Raw genomic sequence first — 15,397 nt, forward strand, 5'->3', positions numbered from 1 at the left:
TCTTCAAATCAGTCCTGGATGCGGGCCCTCAGCCAGCGCTCGGCGACCGGTGCACTCATCGTGTAGAAGAACTCCGACTTGAGACCCGGCTCGCTGCTAGGGGCCTCAGTCCAGGTCATCGGCCAGTTGCGACGCATGTAGTGCTTGCGTACGGCCCGAGTGAATGCCGCGAGGTTGCCCTGCAGGCTCTTCTTCTCCATGTCCAGGTGGCGCGCGAGCGACGTGTAGCTCACCCGCGTGTCGGGCTCTTTCGCCAGAAGGTCGAGGACACGGGTGACCGCTTGCACCGAACTCAGCGGTTCGATCATCAGGCGGCGGAAGTCATCCACGGTCCATTCGACTACCGGAAGCGGGTCGCCATCCTGCAAGCCAATCGGCGGAACCGTGGAGACAGGGGGAGTAGCAACCGTGGCCCCCGTCAGCTCGGCAAGGTACGCGTACACCTGCGTGACGTACTGGCTCGGTACGGGTACAGAGACGAACTGAGTCTGGGTTTCATGAGCCATGAATCCTCCCCAAGCATGTCCGCTAGTCCTGACGTCTGGCGGTAGAGCCGACTCTGGCACATCAACAGTTCTCACGTCTAGCGGTTACTGTCGGCTTCTCATGCTTCATGTCGGGAGAGGTCCGATTACGGCTGTTCTCTGACGCTCAACGCGACAGAGGAGGCCGGGCCAGTCAGTAGGTTGGCGTCGCACACGATGAGGTCAGTGGTGGAGCGCAGCGTCCAGGTGTTGCTGAACCGGCTCGAAGAGGCCATACGGCACGTACTCCAGGATCTCGCCATGGGCGACCCAAGCCAGTTCGGCCAGCTCCTCGGTGTCCGCGACGTACGCGGTTCCGCCCAGCACCTCGCAGGCCGTGTACGACATCAGCCGGCCCGTCTTCGGGTGGACCCGCTCGCCGAGCAGCTTTACGGCCGCCACGGTCAGTCCGGTCTCTTCCTGGGTCTCCCGCACAGCGGCTTCCTCGCGAGCTTCACCGGGCTCGACCTCTCCAGCCGGGAACTGCCAGGAGAGCTGACCCTCGCTGACCCGGCGGCGCACCATCAGCACACGCCCCTCGTGCACGACGATGGCAGCGGCGATGCCCGGCTGCTCGTCCGTGTTCTGCTGCGTCACGTCTGCTCCTCCAGTGCGGCCAGGATGGGGGTGAAGATCGTATCGACGGGGATGAAGCGGGGCACCGCGTTTCTGGGCACCCACATGACGTCGATGTTCTCGGCCGCGTCGCTGTTCGTGGCCTCTCCGGCGAGGTACTCGCACAGGAAGTACTCGCACAGCACGCCGGTCACGGGGTGGAGCCGGTTCCCCAGGTGCTGCCGGACCGCGCAGTGGACACCCGTCTCGTCCAAGGTCTCCCGTACGGTGGCGGTTTCGGCCTTGCCGCCCGGCTTGATGACCCCGGCCGGGAACTGCCACGTGATTCCAGCAGCGTCGTCGTCCCGCCGGCACACCAGTAGGACATCGCTGTCTCGGACGACCACCGCGATGGCCACCCGCAGCGCCTGCGCGCCTGGCGGCGTCGAGTCGGCTGGGGCCTGATCCTTCGCCAGCAGGAGCGCAAAACGTTGTCGCGCAGCCGGAGGGGCCTGCTCATAAGCAGTGTCGAGGAGCTGCTGCATCTCCCGGCGAGGCACGACGGACGCGTCGGAGTGCCATGCGGCCACAGTCCTAACAGCGATGCCCAGGTGGGCGGCGAACTGTTCGTTGCCGAGCCGTAGGGCGGATTGCAGCAGGCAGGCGTAACGGCCGCTCCAGCGCTCGATCACGTCCACAAGACCGCCCCCTCGTTGCCGCTCCGCTGCAGGAATCCACACGTCGAAAGTGCACTCCCACTGCACTGGCACTTCATGGTCGCGTGAGAAGAGCCCCGGAAGAATCGAAGTCACCAGGAGCCAAGGAACCTGCCGAAGGTTTCAGCCTCTGGGACGCGCATGAGAGGCGCGATAGTGCCAGACGACCACAAGGAGATCCTAGGTGCGCACCCCCAGCAGATAGCGGATAAAGAGAAGTTGGCCGAATCGAGCCTCTCGGTCGGCTGATCAACCACGCCATGGCCAGCAATTGCCCGCCCGAGGCATTGCTCGCACGCCCGAACCGCTCTGCCAGCGCCGGTAACCTCAGCAGATGACGGCTGATTGCTCGTCATGTTCGGTTGCTAGCAAGGCGAAAGGGAGTCAATGGCCGAGGCACAGGCACACACTGTCGAGCGCACGCTCGTCCTGCTCAAGCCCGATGCGCTGGCGCGTGGCCTGGCAGGAAGGATCATCACTCGATTCGAGGATGCCGCACTGAAGATCGTCGGCACCAAGATGAAGTGGATGGACGAGGAGTTCACCCGCCAGCACTACTTCGACCTGGAGGAACGGCTCGGCTCGGAGGTCTACAACCTCACGGCCACCTTCATGCAGCAGGGGCCCGTCATCGCCCTGGTGCTGGAGGGCTACGACGCCATCGCCACCGTCCGCAAGATCGTCGGCAGCACTTACCCGAACCAGGCGCCGGCCGGCACGGTGCGGGGCGACTTCTCGCACTACAGCGCCGCGGCCAGCATCGCCTCGGGCAAGGCGGTCGCAAATCTCGTGCATGCCTCCGGCAACGCGGAGGAGGCGAAGCAGGAGGTGGAGCTGTGGTTCGACAAGGACGAGCTGCAGGACTACAAGACGCTGGCCGAGATCTACACGTATTGACAGCGGGTCGCGGCGTCACCGCAGGGACGCCGGGGCGTTGATCACCACTGGGGCACGACCGTCTGATTCGAGAGGGCACCATGACCAACCCGACCCGCCTGGCCTCCACCGACGAGCTGGAGTCGGTCTTCCAGCGTGAGCTGGCGACCGACCGGTGGGCAGCTACCGAGACCGCCTATGCCCTGGCCGTGCGCCACCGCGACCTGGGCGACTGGCCCGCGTCGCGTGAGTGGGCCCAGCAGTGCCTGCGTCTACTGGAGGGCTTCCCCAGCGAGACGGAGGAGCAGGTCGCCACCAGTCGCACGTCGGTCGGAGGCGTCCAGCTCCCGACCTACCTGCACTCGGGAGTCGTCGAGGAGCGTTTCGGCGCCCTCGGCTGACACCCTGCCGATCCTGCCTGGGTGATGCGGCCCGGCACTCGCATCGGCCGCATCACCCAACGCTCGACCACCCATCCCCATAGCGATCGCCGACCGGACAGCCCCAGCACGGCTGGGTCCGGCTGGCTTCGCCATGCCTGAAACGAGGAGGCAGCAGCCCCGTGGCTGTCGAGATCGAGATGCGCGCCCGCTTCCCCAAGGAGGTCCACGACCAGCTCGTCGCCCGCCTGAAGGCGGACGGGGAGGACCTGGGCCCGGACGACAAGCATATTTACTTCTACGTCCTCCCGGACCAGCTCCTGAAGGTCACCGACAACACCGCCGCCGACACGGCCAAGATCACCCTCAAGGGGAGCAGGATCGGGCAGGGCGCGGCCTTCGAGGAGACCGAGTTCGCCATCGCCCGCGACGACGTCGCGGCCGCGGTGAAGCTGTTCAACGCCCTCGGCTTCGAGGCGGCCATGCACGAGGCGTTCAACTTCCGGCACAACTACCGCTTCGACGGCGTGGAGATCGCGGTCAAGTGGAGCGAGGCATGGGGCTACCACGCCGAGTTCGAGGTCCTGCTGGAGGACGGCGCCTCGGACGCGACCCGCGCCGAGGCCGAAGCCAAGATCACGAACGTCGCCATGGCCCTCGGCGTGGCCCTGATGACGGAGCAGGAACTGGCCGACTTCACCGCCGCCTTCGAGGCCGCCGAGAAGGCGCGCAAGGAGCGCGAACAGCAGGCCGCTCCGATCCGGTAGGGCACATCACCGCGGAGACCACCAAGGGGGTGGGCACGAATGAGCACGACCCCGTTGACCGCAAGTCTGATCGACCTTGCTGCCCGAGGGCAGCTCCCGCTTCACCAGCACATGGACCACGACACCATCGCGTGGATCGACGACAACAGGCCCGACCTCCCGCCGGCGCCGAAGCCGGTCCTGCTCCCGCAGCCGAAGGAGCTGCTCGCGCACGGCGGACTGCCCACCCAGTGGTGGGCCGACCCCCGCCTGTACACGTCGCTCCACGGCGTTCGGCACACCATGAGGACGGCGGCACTCGCCGCCGTCCTCGCCGAGGCAAACGGGCTGGACGACACCGACACCGCCACGGCTATGATCGCCGCCGCCGTACATGACTGCCAGCGGCGCCACGACAAGGACGACCGAGGGCATGGCAACCGCGCGGCTATCTGGCTCGCTGCGAACGCCGATGCCGTCTGGGGTCACTTCGGCCTCACCGCCACTCCACGGCGGATCGTGCAGGCGGCCACCGCCGTCCGGCTGCACGACGTCCCGTACGAGGCGTTCACCGCCGACGACCAGGCCGACCACGCCCGAGCCGAGCGCATCACCGACGTGGTCAAGGCCGCCGACGCCTTGGACCGCTATCGCCTGCCGAAACTCAAGTGGTGGCCGGACGCCCGTTACGTCCGCGAACCCGCCTTCGACCAGATGCGCAGCCTCGCCTTCGACCTGGTCCTCGTCTCGGAGCGTGCCTACCTCGCCGGCGCCAGTGGCACCGCAGCCGTGCGCTACGCCTTCGCTGAGAAGGGTCTGCTCTGACGATGGACTTTCTCGACGCCTACCACCTGTGGGCCGACGCCCACGCCTTCTTCGACTCCACCCTCGTCCGCAGCCCCGCCGCCCACACTGACACGCTCGCCGTCCAGACGGCGGCCTGGGACACGCGGCTCGCCGAGGAGCCCCCGAACGGCTGGCTGCTGCGGCGCAACGCCCTCTTCGAGACCCTGAGCGGCAACGGCAAGCTGCACCTGCTGCACGTCACCCACGCCCTGGAGGAGATCAGCCGTCAGGGGGTCCTCTACCCGTCGGGCGGCTGCCTCGTCGGGAGCATCTACTGCGCACCGCTCACCGCGACCGAGCAGGGCTTCCGGATGCACAACCTGGGCTCATACGTACTGACCAAGGAAGCGCCGGCGTTCTTGGCCCGACTCGGCGTCACCGACCGCGCCCCGACCCCGCTGATCTTCGAGATCGACACCCCGCCGCAGGCATACCGCGGGCTCGCCGGCGTGGACTACCTGCGCCTGGGCCTCATCCACCTGCAGATCTACAGCCATCTCGAATACCTGCTCAGCAAGAACGAGCGCTACCACTTACGTGAGACCGTCGTCGGCAGGGTCAAGAACTCGGCCGCCTTCCTCGCCACGGCGTCGGCTGTGACGTACCAGGGCAGCCGGGTCGACGCCGAGCCATTCCTCCAGCTGCTCGACGAGACGATCCCGCGCCTGCCGATCCTCGGCTACCTGTACTTCGAGGCGCTCGCGGAATACCTCATGCTCCACTCGATGTCGCCCCACACTCAGCGCCTGGCCGAGCTCGGCGAGCTGAACAACTGGCTGTACAAGGAGATGCTGTTCGCAGCCTTCCCCGCCATGGCCGGCAAGTTCGATCTCGCAAGATTCCGGCCCTGCCCGAACGAGCTGGCCGCGCTCATCCACCAGGTTGACCCGACCATCGACACCGACCACGCGAGTGCCTACATGGTCGAACGGATCAGCTACCTCGTCGCTGCCCGCCTCTTCGCGCCCGGCAACGCCCCCGAAGCGTGGCACCACACGCGCTGGGAGTTCGACTCGCTGGCCACTCAGCTCGGCCCCTTGCTGGGCCACCTGATCCACCGGGAACTGCGTTCGTTCGGCCGCTACCCCGACTTCTACTTCTACTTCGACCAGCACAAGGCGCTGCAAGCCTGGAACTACTGGAACCACATGGACATCGTCGCCCCGTTCAACGGCACGATGCCCAAGGGCGAGATCGGCATCAACCCGGCCTACCCCAACCTCGACTACCGCGTCTGGCGCGCCGAGCAGGACGATGTCGGCCACCTCCACCCGGCCGAAGAACTCTCGCTGACCATCGCTCCGCGGCTGGTGGACATCAAGTACACCCTCATGCGCAACAACCAGTGGACCGCCGCCCCCGCGCCCAGCGTCGCCTGATCACCACTGCCGCTATCCGCGGCCCCCCTCACCTCGCAACCTCACACGCAGGAGATCCGTGATGAGTCCCTCCGGCATGCCCTCCGCCGACCTCCTCGGCGAGCAGATCCACGCGATCCTCGCCGACCCTGCCACCACCCACGGGCTCGCCCGCACCCTCCGGGCTGCCGCCAAGGAGATCGAACTCCACCGCTACCACCACGCCAGCCGACGCGCCTGCCCCAACGGCTGGATCGACGACAAGCCCGCCAAGGTCCAGATCGGCGGCGGGGCGCATCGCATCGACGGCTTCTTCAACATCGACCTCGTGCCGCCGGCCGACCTTCTCTGGGACATCCGCGAGGGCATCCCCCTCCAGGACCGCAGCACCCACGAGATCTTCTCCGAGCACTTCCTTGAGCACATCGACTACCCGCGCTCGGCCAAGCACTACGTCCGAGAGGCCCACCGCGTACTCGTGCCGGGCGGACGGATCATCACCGGCGTTCCCGACGCCGCCTTCGCCCTGAACCAGTACCCCGGCCCCCTCGACACCACCGACGAGACGATCGACCGCTGGTACTCCAAGCGCGACTGCCGCCGCGACATCAACACCCGCCTCGACCTCGTCAACCTGGTCTTCCGCGACCAGGACGACGACCCCACGTACACCCCGCACCTGTGGGCCTACGACCACGAGAAGCTCGTCCAGCTCTTCACCGAGGCCGACTTCACCACCGTCGAACCCTGGACGTTCGACCCCACCATGGCCAACCCGAAGCGCCGCTGGGGCAGCGTCTACGTCGTCGCCACGAAGTAGCCCCCTCAAGCAGCCCGCGAGTCCGGGACGCACCGTTGCCTGACTCGGACTCGCGGGCCTCCACCTACGCCACGACGCCCCGCACCCGCCCGGCCATACCGCCGAGGGAGCCACCCACGTGAACCAAGTCCCGTCGCCCGTCAGTGAACTGATCCTCGCCGCCACGCCCAACGCCGTTGCCTGGGCCCGCCGCCACACCGTCGACACCCTCCAACGCTGGCACTTCCCTAATGAGGGCATTGAAGTCGCCCGACTCATCGTCTCGGAGCTGGCCACCAACGCGATTCAGCACGCGCAACCGGCGGATACGTCCGGATTCACCGACCTCGGCGCGATCACGCTCATGCTCTGGCCTACCGACTACGGCTTCATCCTCGCGGTCAGTGACCCCGACCCGCGACCGCCGGCACCTCGCCCACATGACGCCAGCGCCAGCGGGGGCCGCGGGCTCATCCTCATCCAAACCATGGCAAGCCGCTGGGGCTACTCCCCCACCCAGCCATACCCTGGCAAGATCGTCTGGGCAGAGGTTCCCGCTCGCCCCAGCAGCACCCTCGATGAGACCAGCATCGACGGTCGGCAAGCCGCCCCGATGCTCATCGGGCGAGTCCTGACCGGCCTGCGCGAGCTGTAGTTGACACGAGCTCATAAGGTGGAATCCGTCACCAAACGAGGGAGTGCCAGCATGGACCCGATCACCGCGGCGGCCCTCGCCGCGCTGGCTGGCGGTCTCGGCGGCGAAGCCGGACGTCAGGCGTGGCAAGGACTCACCGCGCTAGTACGACGTCCGTTCGGCCGAGCCGCGACACAGGGAGCACAAAACAACGGGATACCCGAGGTCAGCTCCGGCGAACTGGAAGTCTCCGCGCTGGAGGGAGACCCTGCCGACCCCATGCGCGCGCAGGCACTGGCCACCGCCCTCGGCGTACGAGCAGCCCTGGATGGGGAGTTCCGCATACTGCTCGACGAATGGTGGCAGCGAGCACAGACCAACTCGTCGGGCAGCGAGGTGCACAACAGCATCAGCGGCGGCACCCAAAGTGGCCCCGTGCTCCAAGGCCGGGACTTCTCAAGCCTCACCTTCAACATGGCGACACCCACCACGACGGCCTCCTCCGACACGGACTGACCGGAAGAGGTCTCGCCGAAGCTCGCAATCGCACGTCGCCGGGTCGGGTAACCGGGTCGAGTCGGCCGACGCACGTCGCCTGGAGCGCCATGAGCGTGTCAGTTGCTGACTGAAGCTCGGCTTCGCTCTTGTCCGAGACTGCCACAGAGGCCGTGATCACATGCGTGGTTTCGTGCCCAGATGCCCGCGGAAGCACGAAGGTGTCGCCCTTGAAGCCAGTGTCGATGTCGGTGTCGGCTTCCCTCGAATCCCGGAACAAATCGTCATTGAGCGAACCCACCACAGCAGGGTGTTCCTGATTGATCCACCCGGGGGAATCATTCAGGCTGCGCGTTCAGCCAAGCCTCAATAAACATCGCCGCCTCCTTTTGTTCGACCGCAGACCGCTCCAGATCTTCTTCCCATTCAACGCTGCGAAACAACCCGATCTGCCGCCATTCATCCAACGGCGCTTCGAGGTCTTCACCATTCGCCTCATCGAGAGCGCGCTTTGCCGCACTGTAAACCAACCGCAGCTCTGACCCGACGACATGGTATTCATCGTGTTGCGGGAGAAGCCGTTCATGCAAGGGCAAGTTCCTGTCTACCTCGACATATCCGTGGTAACTGGTAACCGATTCACGCATCGCCGCGTGCAGGTCCGCCGCCTGCTCCTCACTGAGCCCAGAAACGGTAGCGGCGGCAAGGTTGCATGATCGAATCAGAGTGGTAAGACCAGGCACCGTGAGAGACTTCCAGAGTGAGGGTTCCCGGGCAAGGAAATGAGCGGCGAAGTCAGCGGGCGCAACACCATCACCGTCGAAGAATAGACTCGCGACGGCCATACCCAGATCACGCCGATACTCGGGGACTACTCTCGAAACCTGAGTCAGCACATCTCGATCAATCTGCCCGGGCAGCACCTCATCTTCATCAAATAGCAGAACGATACTTTTACGGATCACGGTTCCCCTTCCCTGCAATTGATCCCCATAGAGCTGCGACAGCTCCGACTTTGACAGTTCGTTGCGAAAATCTTCCAATGCCAAACCGGGCGGATCCGGCAAAACGGATCTCTTCATATGGTCAAACTGGGCCTGCATCAAGGTCTCCGGCCGCCCAAACACAAGCGCGGAGATTCGAATGTGCCCCTCTTCCGATACCGACGCCACAGTTCCAAGACCAGAGAAGACCAGCGGCCTCCGAGCAGCTTCGTGGAGCGTTGTATTAGCGGTCGACGTCGTCAGCCAACGCGGGTCGAAGGTGATGACTGCCTTCCTTGCGCCAACGGAGAAGATGAGATGGGGATCCTTGGTCAGGACTCCAGTCGGCTCCTTCAGTGGAACCTTGGGCGCGTTTCTGCAGCGCATAGCGCTTTCGAAGGAGACCAGAAGGCCGCGATGCACCTTCTCTGCCGTGCGCTCGCAGAGCGTCACCGCCTCCGCGTCCCACGTCTCGAACAAGGGGCGAACGATCCGGACGAACTCCCCGGGCGCCATCCCCTGCACGCCAAATGGTCTCGTGGTGTCGAGTCCGGCTCTCCTTGCCGCAGCCGCCACCGCGTTGCCCTGCGTGAGCATCGCTATCCGTGGCAAGTTGACCAAGTCGACGCTGGAGAACCGAGCTCGCCAGATCTGTGACGACCTGCGCAGTTCCTCGGCGAGGGCCTCGTCGGTAGCCTCGGCTGCCGACGACGGGCCCGTCATCGTGATGTTCACGTCACCATGGATCGCCCCTGCTTGGATGGCCGGTCCAGCTACCTGCCCAGAGAGGTCGTTTCTGACACTAAACGGTTTCGGGAAGACGCCCTCTCCGCCCCCTACTTGCTCCACCGCTACTACCCCGCTCATTCTCACGCCGCGCGATCAGCCCACCTTGCAGGCAGTAAACACCATCTTCCGCACTCGCAAAGGGTGTTCAAGACGGCCCGAAACGCGGCTGGCCTGGCAGGAGCCAGGCCGCTCGTAGCGGCTGCGGAGCAGCGGGATGCTCCCACCTCGGCGCCGAAGACAAAGCAAGCCAATCTCGTATCCTCCGCCAGCCTCACCAGCCACGATGTCGAAGGGCCCCGCTGCTTTCAGCAGAGCCCTTCGATGTTGAAGGTTGCAGTTGCCGAGATCAGACGGCGGGAGCGGCGCGTCCGGGCGGGTCCAGCGGAGTCGGCTGATCGTGATGGTCTGGCTCCCCGGAGCGCACCCCCGCTCCGTCGCTCCTGATGGCTTTCCAGCCAGTGAGCCTTTTCAGTGTGGCCACTGATCGGGTGACGCGGGTGAGGTGGGCGAGGGCGCAACGCACAGGGCTCCCGTGCCGTTGAGGGAGGTGTTCGAAGTCTCAACCCATCGGCGCAGGAGCCCTGTTGGTTCCGTATCCTGCCGCACTCGACCTGCCTCACGCCCTGGTCGAGTGGGTCACGATGCTCATCGTCACCCGCGAGGGTGACAGACGGTGCAAACTCCCACCGCACCGGCGAGCGCTCGTCGCTCTGGTGTACCTGCGCCATCACGACACCCTCGCCCGCACCGCGGCCGGCTTCGGGATATCCGTCGGCACCGCACACGCCTATGTCACCGCGGTGACCGGCCTCCTCGCCGACAGGGCGCCGGGCCTCCTCAAGGTGCTGCGTGAGCAGGATCCGGACTTCGTCCTGCTGGACGGGACCCTCGCCGAATGCGACCGTGTCGGCGACAGCCGAGGCGACTACTCGGCCAAGCATCGTCGGCACGGCGTGAACGTCCAGGTCGTCACCGATCCGGTCGGCGAGGTGTTGTGGGATCTCGCCCGCGCTGCCGGGCCGCACCCATGACCTGACCGCGGCCCGCAACCACCGCATCATCCGGATCTGTGAGCGACAAGGTGTCCCGATCCTCGCCGACCGCGCCTACACCGGCGCCGGCCCCTGGGTCACCACCGGCCTCAGACGCCCGCCCGGCGGAGAACTCACCCTCACCCAGCGCACCGTCAACCGCGCTCTCGCCCAGGCCCGAGCACCAGTCGAACGCGGCATGGCGCGACTGAAGTCCTGGCAGATCTTCCGCAGATCCCGCATCAGCCCCAACCGCATGACCGTCATCGCCAGAGCCGTCCTCACCCTGGAGAGGCAACGCTGAAAAAGCTCAGTGTCCGTTAGTGCCAACTCGCTCGCTCGTTGCTGTAGACCAACAGGGTGCGATTGATGTTGCTTCGTGGCAGCCGCAAAACCTCCAAAGAGGCATCGACGAATCGGCTGGTATCGATGAACTCCATAAGGAGCTGATAGACAGCGTTGCCGTGCACAGTCATGCTGCTGTGCTCGCCTCTGACGCTGATCACGCCTGTGGTGCCGTCGAAAACGCCACCAGGGACCGGGAGCAGCATCTGGGTGCTGCATCCACGTCGCTGGAATCGCTCTGCCACCTGATCCGCAGACATGAACACTTGAAGTGCCAGGTAGTCGCAGATCAAGGCAGCTCGATGGTTGGCCGGCCACGGATAAATGCCCCAGGGAGCGACTGCCGGGTCACGGGCCGCGGAGTCCGGGCTGCTCGCCGTCAGTCGGTGCAATCCATCCTGCAGACCGATGTGACGGTCCAGGAGAAGATCCCTACGTGCGGCGAATACGTTCCAAAGCGCCTGAGGCGACTGCGCGTTCCTGGCCACGGTCAGCAGGTGGACGATACCAATGATCCGATCGCGGATACGAGCACTTGCGAACCCCTGTCGCTCGGCATGATCAAGGAGCGGCACCAAAGCCCTGGCATCAGTCCGGTGCTGGGCAGTGGCTCGCCACAGCGTGGCGGCTTCCTCATCCGGCAGCGGTTGACCTCCTTCAACGGCTGCAAGGAGTCGCTCGGCCCGCTTGATTTGCTTCGCGGCCTTGGTTTGGGCGCTCCGCGTATTGCCGGACTTGACCTCCTGCAAGTGTCTTCGGCCGGCGGCATCCACCTCAGTGACATCAAGGACTCGTATGACCGACGTCAGATCATGGAAAAGCGCGAAGTTCCCGCTCTTTCGCTTGATGTCGGTGATCCGCCCGAGCTCGTACCCCAGCCCTGCCTTGTTCACGAACGGGCCAGGCGGGTCATTGCGGGAGAGCGCGATCAGCACGCGCCGGTCGTACCCGTAGACACGCCAAGCCAAGGAGTCACCAACAGAGCGCAACTGTCGGATCACGCGCTCGGCGACTCGGCGCTCCAGCACCCATTCATCGGGGTCGGAGCAAGCAGGATCACACCGCAGATGCCACGACGGCAGCGCAAATGCAGTTGGCGCCCCATCTGTCACAGGGGACCAGTCCGGTTGTTTGCGCGACTTGAGCCGGCCTAGTGCTCGCCCGATGCTGAAGGCCGCCATCTGGGCTCGATAGGAGAAGCGGAACAGTTCTGCCTGGACGTCGTAGAGGTCATCCGCGGTAGAGCTGGAGTCGAGGCCCTCCAACAGATCAGTTACAACAGCCAGATTGCGTAGATGCTCAGGGTGAAGCATCACCTGATCTATTTCGCTTGGTTGCATCCCATGCAACGGCATATCCCACGCCAATGCTGACCCCTTCAACTGCTCTCATATTCTCCTGCACCTAATGGGCAGTAGATCACGGAGGTCCGACATGATGGACACATCCCGCAGCAACAGCTCGCGTAGAGCCCTCAGTGCTCGGAGTAGTGCAGGAACTGCCAGGTCAACATGGCTAGGGCGAGCGTCTGCACAATGGAGACAACCAGGAGCAAAGGATGGACGCTTCGGGAACTCCAGAAGGCGATCACGCAGGTCATCGGCAATGCCAGGTAGGTAAATAGATCGAAAGCAGTTTGCAGTCGCTTACGCGTGGTCCGGCTCGCGTCATCGCGGTGGTACGCCTCCCAGCCGAACACAGCGCCGCGGGCACCGCTGAGCTCAGCCAACCGCGGCCCCAGCTGGTCGCGGATGTAGCGGCCGATCGCCGAGATCTTCTCGTCGTTGACCAGGTATGTCCAGCCCAGGACCAGGCAGATCACCGGGACAGCGAGCAACAGCTGAGCGCGTCTATTCTGGACAGTGATCGTCAGAACCGCGGTGGAAGCCGCCAGCGTGAAGTAGAGCAGGTTGTCCCGGAATCCGATCCGAGCCTTCTGCTCCTCCTTGATGCGGTCGTACTCGGCCAGGAGCAGTCTGCTCTCAGTGACGTCCTCTGCCGCCATGACATCCCCCCTCGAATGAACTCTCTAGAACCGCATATTCGTCCAACCTCGCCGTCCTTGAACAGGGTTGTCAGACCCGAGGGCTACGCTGTGAGCCGGGTCGCAGGAGCTTCGGCTGCACGACCGCTCGAGTAGGCATGCCAGTCTTCGTGAGGTGCTAAGTGCGTTCACCCAGCGGAAAGATCGTCGTCTTCACCGCGCTGCCGCTGGAGTACCGCGCCGTGCGGTCACATGTCGTGGGCCTGCAGCGGATCGACCACGAGGCGGGGACGATTTTCGAGCATGGCCAGATCCCTGGGACCAACTGGGAGGTGTACCTCACTCAGGTCGGCCAGGGGAACCAGGGCGCAGCCGTTCTCACCGAGCGCGCCATCCAGATGATCCGACCAGACGCCGTCTTCTTCACGGGCATTGCTGGCGGCATGAAAGACGATCTCACGCTGGGCGATGTCGTGGTCGCGACCCGAGTCTTCGCCTATCACGGGGGCAAGCAGGAAAGCACGTTCAAGACGCGGCCCGAGACGTGGCCAGCATCGCATCGCCTTGAACAGGCAGCTCGCTTCGCTGCGTTGGACCCGCACTGGGCACACGTTCTACTGCCTGCGGGTAGGGAGGCTCCCGAAGTCCACTTCAAGCCGATCGCCGCCGGCGAGGTAGTCGTCAACGCCAGAGCGTCCGCGCTGCAGGACCTCTTGGACGAGCACTACAACGGCGTTGCCGCGATCGAAACGGAAGGGGCGGGCTTCGCAGGCGCGGCATCCTTGGCCGACCAGGTTCCGGCGCTTGTCATCCGTGGAATCAGTGACTGGGCTGATGGCAGCAAGCAGCAGACAGACGCAGGCGGTTTTCAGCTCGTCGCCGCCGATAACGCTGCGGCCATGACAATCGCCGTAGTCAAGGCTCTGCCCTCTCCTGAAACAAGTAAGGCCGAGCTGCCGTCTCCACGCTCCAATGTTGTCGACGCAGCTCCCATCATCAGCAGCCCCGTAGGGCAACAGCTCAAAGAGCCGATGTCGGTTGCCTGGCGCACGAAGCTGCTACCTCCATGGTCAAGTCAGGGTTCCACACTTGAAGTTCACCTGATCGCGGAGGACGGACTCCGGCTACCCATGCGCCAGATGAACCAGCTCAAGGACAAGCTTGTATCCCTGGGACGGTCGGAGGCATTTTTCACAGCCACCGAGGAGGTGTCCAGCGTGCTCGAAGATGAATTTGCCGCTGCGTACGCCCATGATCCGATGAATGGCCGCAGCGTTGGTCTCCTGATCACTCGGTCCGGACAGCGGAGCTGCTGGGAGTCGCTACCCCGTTCCCCGAGACTGCACATGCCGGTACTCGACCCAAAACACACCCAAGAGCGTGTTGCTGACCTACTTCGGCTTCTGTTGTGCCTCCATGACGACGCGCCACATACCCGATTCGCACCCGCACTAGCCATCGATCCCGCTGACGTATTGACCGTGATGAGCCTGGACGCGGCGATGGGTTCCAGCAGCGCGACTCTGGCACGCAGCGGACGCGGGGGCGCCGTGCAAATCCCGCCCGACGAGGTATGGGACGCCGCGAATGCCGACGCCGCCGTACCAACGATCGCCGAGGAGCTCACCCTGAGGCTTATGCAGCATTTCTGACGCCCCCGCGATCTCCAGAAAATGCCGCGCCGGTCTCTCGGAGTGCCAATTACGCTCGGCTTCAGGAGCTGGGCATGCTGAGCTCGCCGTTGGACAACTCGTTCCGCATCAGCTCCCCGTAACTCCGACTCTCCCGCTCCAGGTGGAACATCGCCTCCTCCTTGCTCGTCCTCTCCCTCGCCACGTACACCTCGGCAGCAGCCACCCGGGCTCTGAGCGACTGCCGCTCCAGGAACTCAACCAGTTCGGCAGCACTTGCCTCCGGGTGCAGCTCCAACCAGGCGTCGGCCAACTGATGGCCGAACGCAAGCGTCATGGCATTGGTGATGACTGCGTGATCTTGGGCTGCATTTCGACGAGACACAAGCCCACCATCCCAACGGGAGAGGGCTAGCGCAGCCCCCTTCGCACCAGATGGACAGGTGAACTTCAGGCTGGCCCACGAGCGTCTTCGCCTGCACGAACAGACAGGCGATCGCCCTCTGTGCTGCGGTCTCAGTTCTGGTCTCGTTCGCACCCGTCCGGCGCAGTCCACACGGGACCATCGCGCACACTCCACCGCAGGTCAGGACGCCCACGACCCGCGCCGGACCCCCATACGAACATTTGGAAAGCGTGTTGGGGGCAACCCCTCACGAGTTCGAATCTCGTATCCTCCGCCAAGTGCCTCACCGGGCACTAAGA

General features: G+C 64.8%; 16 protein-coding genes and 1 pseudogene. 10 read left to right on the forward strand and 7 right to left on the reverse strand.

What is annotated here, in order from left to right:
• Positions 1-8: 8 nt before the first annotated feature.
• From AB0E91_RS09220 to AB0E91_RS09230, 3 genes are all read right to left on the reverse strand, one after another.
• Entirely contained in the window at positions 9-506 is a 498-nt protein-coding gene (locus AB0E91_RS09220; RefSeq protein WP_361777570.1) for a hypothetical protein, read from the reverse strand.
• A gap of 201 nt (positions 507-707) precedes the next feature.
• The gene (locus tag AB0E91_RS09225) at positions 708-1,121 is read right to left on the reverse strand and encodes an NUDIX hydrolase (protein ID WP_361777573.1); all 414 of its coding nucleotides are present in this window, start codon (positions 1,119-1,121) and stop codon (positions 708-710) included.
• Positions 1,118-1,777, reverse strand: a complete 660-nt coding sequence (locus tag AB0E91_RS09230) for an NUDIX hydrolase (RefSeq protein ID WP_361777576.1) — start codon at positions 1,775-1,777, stop codon at positions 1,118-1,120. The genes AB0E91_RS09225 and AB0E91_RS09230 overlap by 4 nt, the downstream gene beginning before the upstream one ends.
• A gap of 405 nt (positions 1,778-2,182) precedes the next feature.
• On the opposite strand from AB0E91_RS09230, the gene AB0E91_RS09235 reads away from it, so the two are divergent.
• The 8 genes from AB0E91_RS09235 (at position 2,183) to AB0E91_RS09270 (ending at position 7,950) form a co-directional block, all read left to right on the forward strand.
• Positions 2,183-2,692 (forward strand): nucleoside-diphosphate kinase, encoded by a 510-nt coding sequence (locus tag AB0E91_RS09235; protein WP_361777579.1) that lies wholly within the window; start codon positions 2,183-2,185, stop codon positions 2,690-2,692.
• Positions 2,693-2,772: 80 nt separating this feature from the next.
• Positions 2,773-3,072: a hypothetical protein gene (locus tag AB0E91_RS09240; protein ID WP_361777582.1), complete on the forward strand. Its 300-nt coding sequence runs from the start codon at positions 2,773-2,775 to the stop codon at positions 3,070-3,072.
• Positions 3,073-3,233: 161 nt separating this feature from the next.
• Positions 3,234-3,818, forward strand: a complete 585-nt coding sequence (locus tag AB0E91_RS09245; protein ID WP_361777585.1) for a CYTH domain-containing protein — start codon at positions 3,234-3,236, stop codon at positions 3,816-3,818.
• Between the two features lie 39 nt (positions 3,819-3,857).
• A complete protein-coding gene (locus tag AB0E91_RS09250) occupies positions 3,858-4,622 on the forward strand; it encodes a hypothetical protein (RefSeq protein ID WP_361777588.1) in 765 nt (254 codons plus the stop codon).
• 2 nt (positions 4,623-4,624) lie between these two features.
• Positions 4,625-6,022: a hypothetical protein gene (locus AB0E91_RS09255; RefSeq protein WP_361777591.1), complete on the forward strand. Its 1,398-nt coding sequence runs from the start codon at positions 4,625-4,627 to the stop codon at positions 6,020-6,022.
• A 61-nt stretch (positions 6,023-6,083) separates the two neighbouring features.
• Positions 6,084-6,821, forward strand: a complete 738-nt coding sequence (locus AB0E91_RS09260) for a methyltransferase domain-containing protein (RefSeq protein WP_361777594.1) — start codon at positions 6,084-6,086, stop codon at positions 6,819-6,821.
• 118 nt (positions 6,822-6,939) lie between these two features.
• Positions 6,940-7,455: an ATP-binding protein gene (locus AB0E91_RS09265; RefSeq protein ID WP_361777597.1), complete on the forward strand. Its 516-nt coding sequence runs from the start codon at positions 6,940-6,942 to the stop codon at positions 7,453-7,455.
• A gap of 51 nt (positions 7,456-7,506) precedes the next feature.
• Positions 7,507-7,950 (forward strand): hypothetical protein, encoded by a 444-nt coding sequence (locus AB0E91_RS09270; protein WP_361777600.1) that lies wholly within the window; start codon positions 7,507-7,509, stop codon positions 7,948-7,950.
• Between the two features lie 317 nt (positions 7,951-8,267).
• Here AB0E91_RS09270 and AB0E91_RS09275 read toward each other — a convergent pair whose 3' ends face one another.
• Positions 8,268-9,647: a hypothetical protein gene (locus AB0E91_RS09275; RefSeq protein WP_361777603.1), complete on the reverse strand. Its 1,380-nt coding sequence runs from the start codon at positions 9,645-9,647 to the stop codon at positions 8,268-8,270.
• Positions 9,648-10,285: 638 nt separating this feature from the next.
• On the opposite strand from AB0E91_RS09275, the pseudogene AB0E91_RS09280 reads away from it, so the two are divergent.
• A pseudogene (locus AB0E91_RS09280) lies at positions 10,286-11,036 on the forward strand (transposase family protein).
• A 16-nt stretch (positions 11,037-11,052) separates the two neighbouring features.
• Here the strand turns inward: AB0E91_RS09280 and AB0E91_RS09285 are convergent.
• Both AB0E91_RS09285 and AB0E91_RS09290 read right to left on the reverse strand, forming a co-directional pair.
• Positions 11,053-12,444, reverse strand: coding sequence for a hypothetical protein (locus tag AB0E91_RS09285; RefSeq protein WP_361777606.1), 1,392 nt, complete (start codon positions 12,442-12,444; stop codon positions 11,053-11,055).
• Between the two features lie 107 nt (positions 12,445-12,551).
• Positions 12,552-13,082, reverse strand: a complete 531-nt coding sequence (locus tag AB0E91_RS09290; RefSeq protein WP_361777609.1) for a hypothetical protein — start codon at positions 13,080-13,082, stop codon at positions 12,552-12,554.
• Positions 13,083-13,243: 161 nt separating this feature from the next.
• Here AB0E91_RS09290 and AB0E91_RS09295 point away from each other — a divergent pair, with 161 nt between their 5' ends.
• A complete protein-coding gene (locus AB0E91_RS09295) occupies positions 13,244-14,713 on the forward strand; it encodes a 5'-methylthioadenosine/S-adenosylhomocysteine nucleosidase (RefSeq protein WP_361777612.1) in 1,470 nt (489 codons plus the stop codon).
• A gap of 61 nt (positions 14,714-14,774) precedes the next feature.
• Here AB0E91_RS09295 and AB0E91_RS09300 read toward each other — a convergent pair whose 3' ends face one another.
• Entirely contained in the window at positions 14,775-15,029 is a 255-nt protein-coding gene (locus AB0E91_RS09300; RefSeq protein ID WP_361777615.1) for a hypothetical protein, read from the reverse strand.
• Positions 15,030-15,397: the final 368 nt, after the last annotated feature.

Source organism: Streptomyces sp. NPDC026659 (assembly GCF_040638245.1).
Lineage (GTDB): Bacteria > Actinomycetota > Actinomycetes > Streptomycetales > Streptomycetaceae > Streptomyces.

Excerpts from the sequence above, each read along its gene's own strand:
- AB0E91_RS09290 (WP_361777609.1), bottom strand. The coding sequence starts at position 13,082 with ATGGCGGCAGAGGACGTCACTGAGAGCAGACTGCTCCTGGCCGAGTAC.
- AB0E91_RS09220 (WP_361777570.1), bottom strand. The coding sequence starts at position 506 with ATGGCTCATGAAACCCAGACTCAGTTCGTCTCTGTACCCGTACCGAGC.
- AB0E91_RS09250 (WP_361777588.1), top strand. The coding sequence starts at position 3,858 with ATGAGCACGACCCCGTTGACCGCAAGTCTGATCGACCTTGCTGCCCGA.
- AB0E91_RS09235 (WP_361777579.1), top strand. The coding sequence starts at position 2,183 with ATGGCCGAGGCACAGGCACACACTGTCGAGCGCACGCTCGTCCTGCTC.
- AB0E91_RS09240 (WP_361777582.1), top strand. The coding sequence starts at position 2,773 with ATGACCAACCCGACCCGCCTGGCCTCCACCGACGAGCTGGAGTCGGTC.
- AB0E91_RS09260 (WP_361777594.1), top strand. The coding sequence starts at position 6,084 with ATGAGTCCCTCCGGCATGCCCTCCGCCGACCTCCTCGGCGAGCAGATC.
- AB0E91_RS09270 (WP_361777600.1), top strand. The coding sequence starts at position 7,507 with ATGGACCCGATCACCGCGGCGGCCCTCGCCGCGCTGGCTGGCGGTCTC.
- AB0E91_RS09255 (WP_361777591.1), top strand. The coding sequence starts at position 4,625 with ATGGACTTTCTCGACGCCTACCACCTGTGGGCCGACGCCCACGCCTTC.
- AB0E91_RS09300 (WP_361777615.1), bottom strand. The coding sequence starts at position 15,029 with ATGACGCTTGCGTTCGGCCATCAGTTGGCCGACGCCTGGTTGGAGCTG.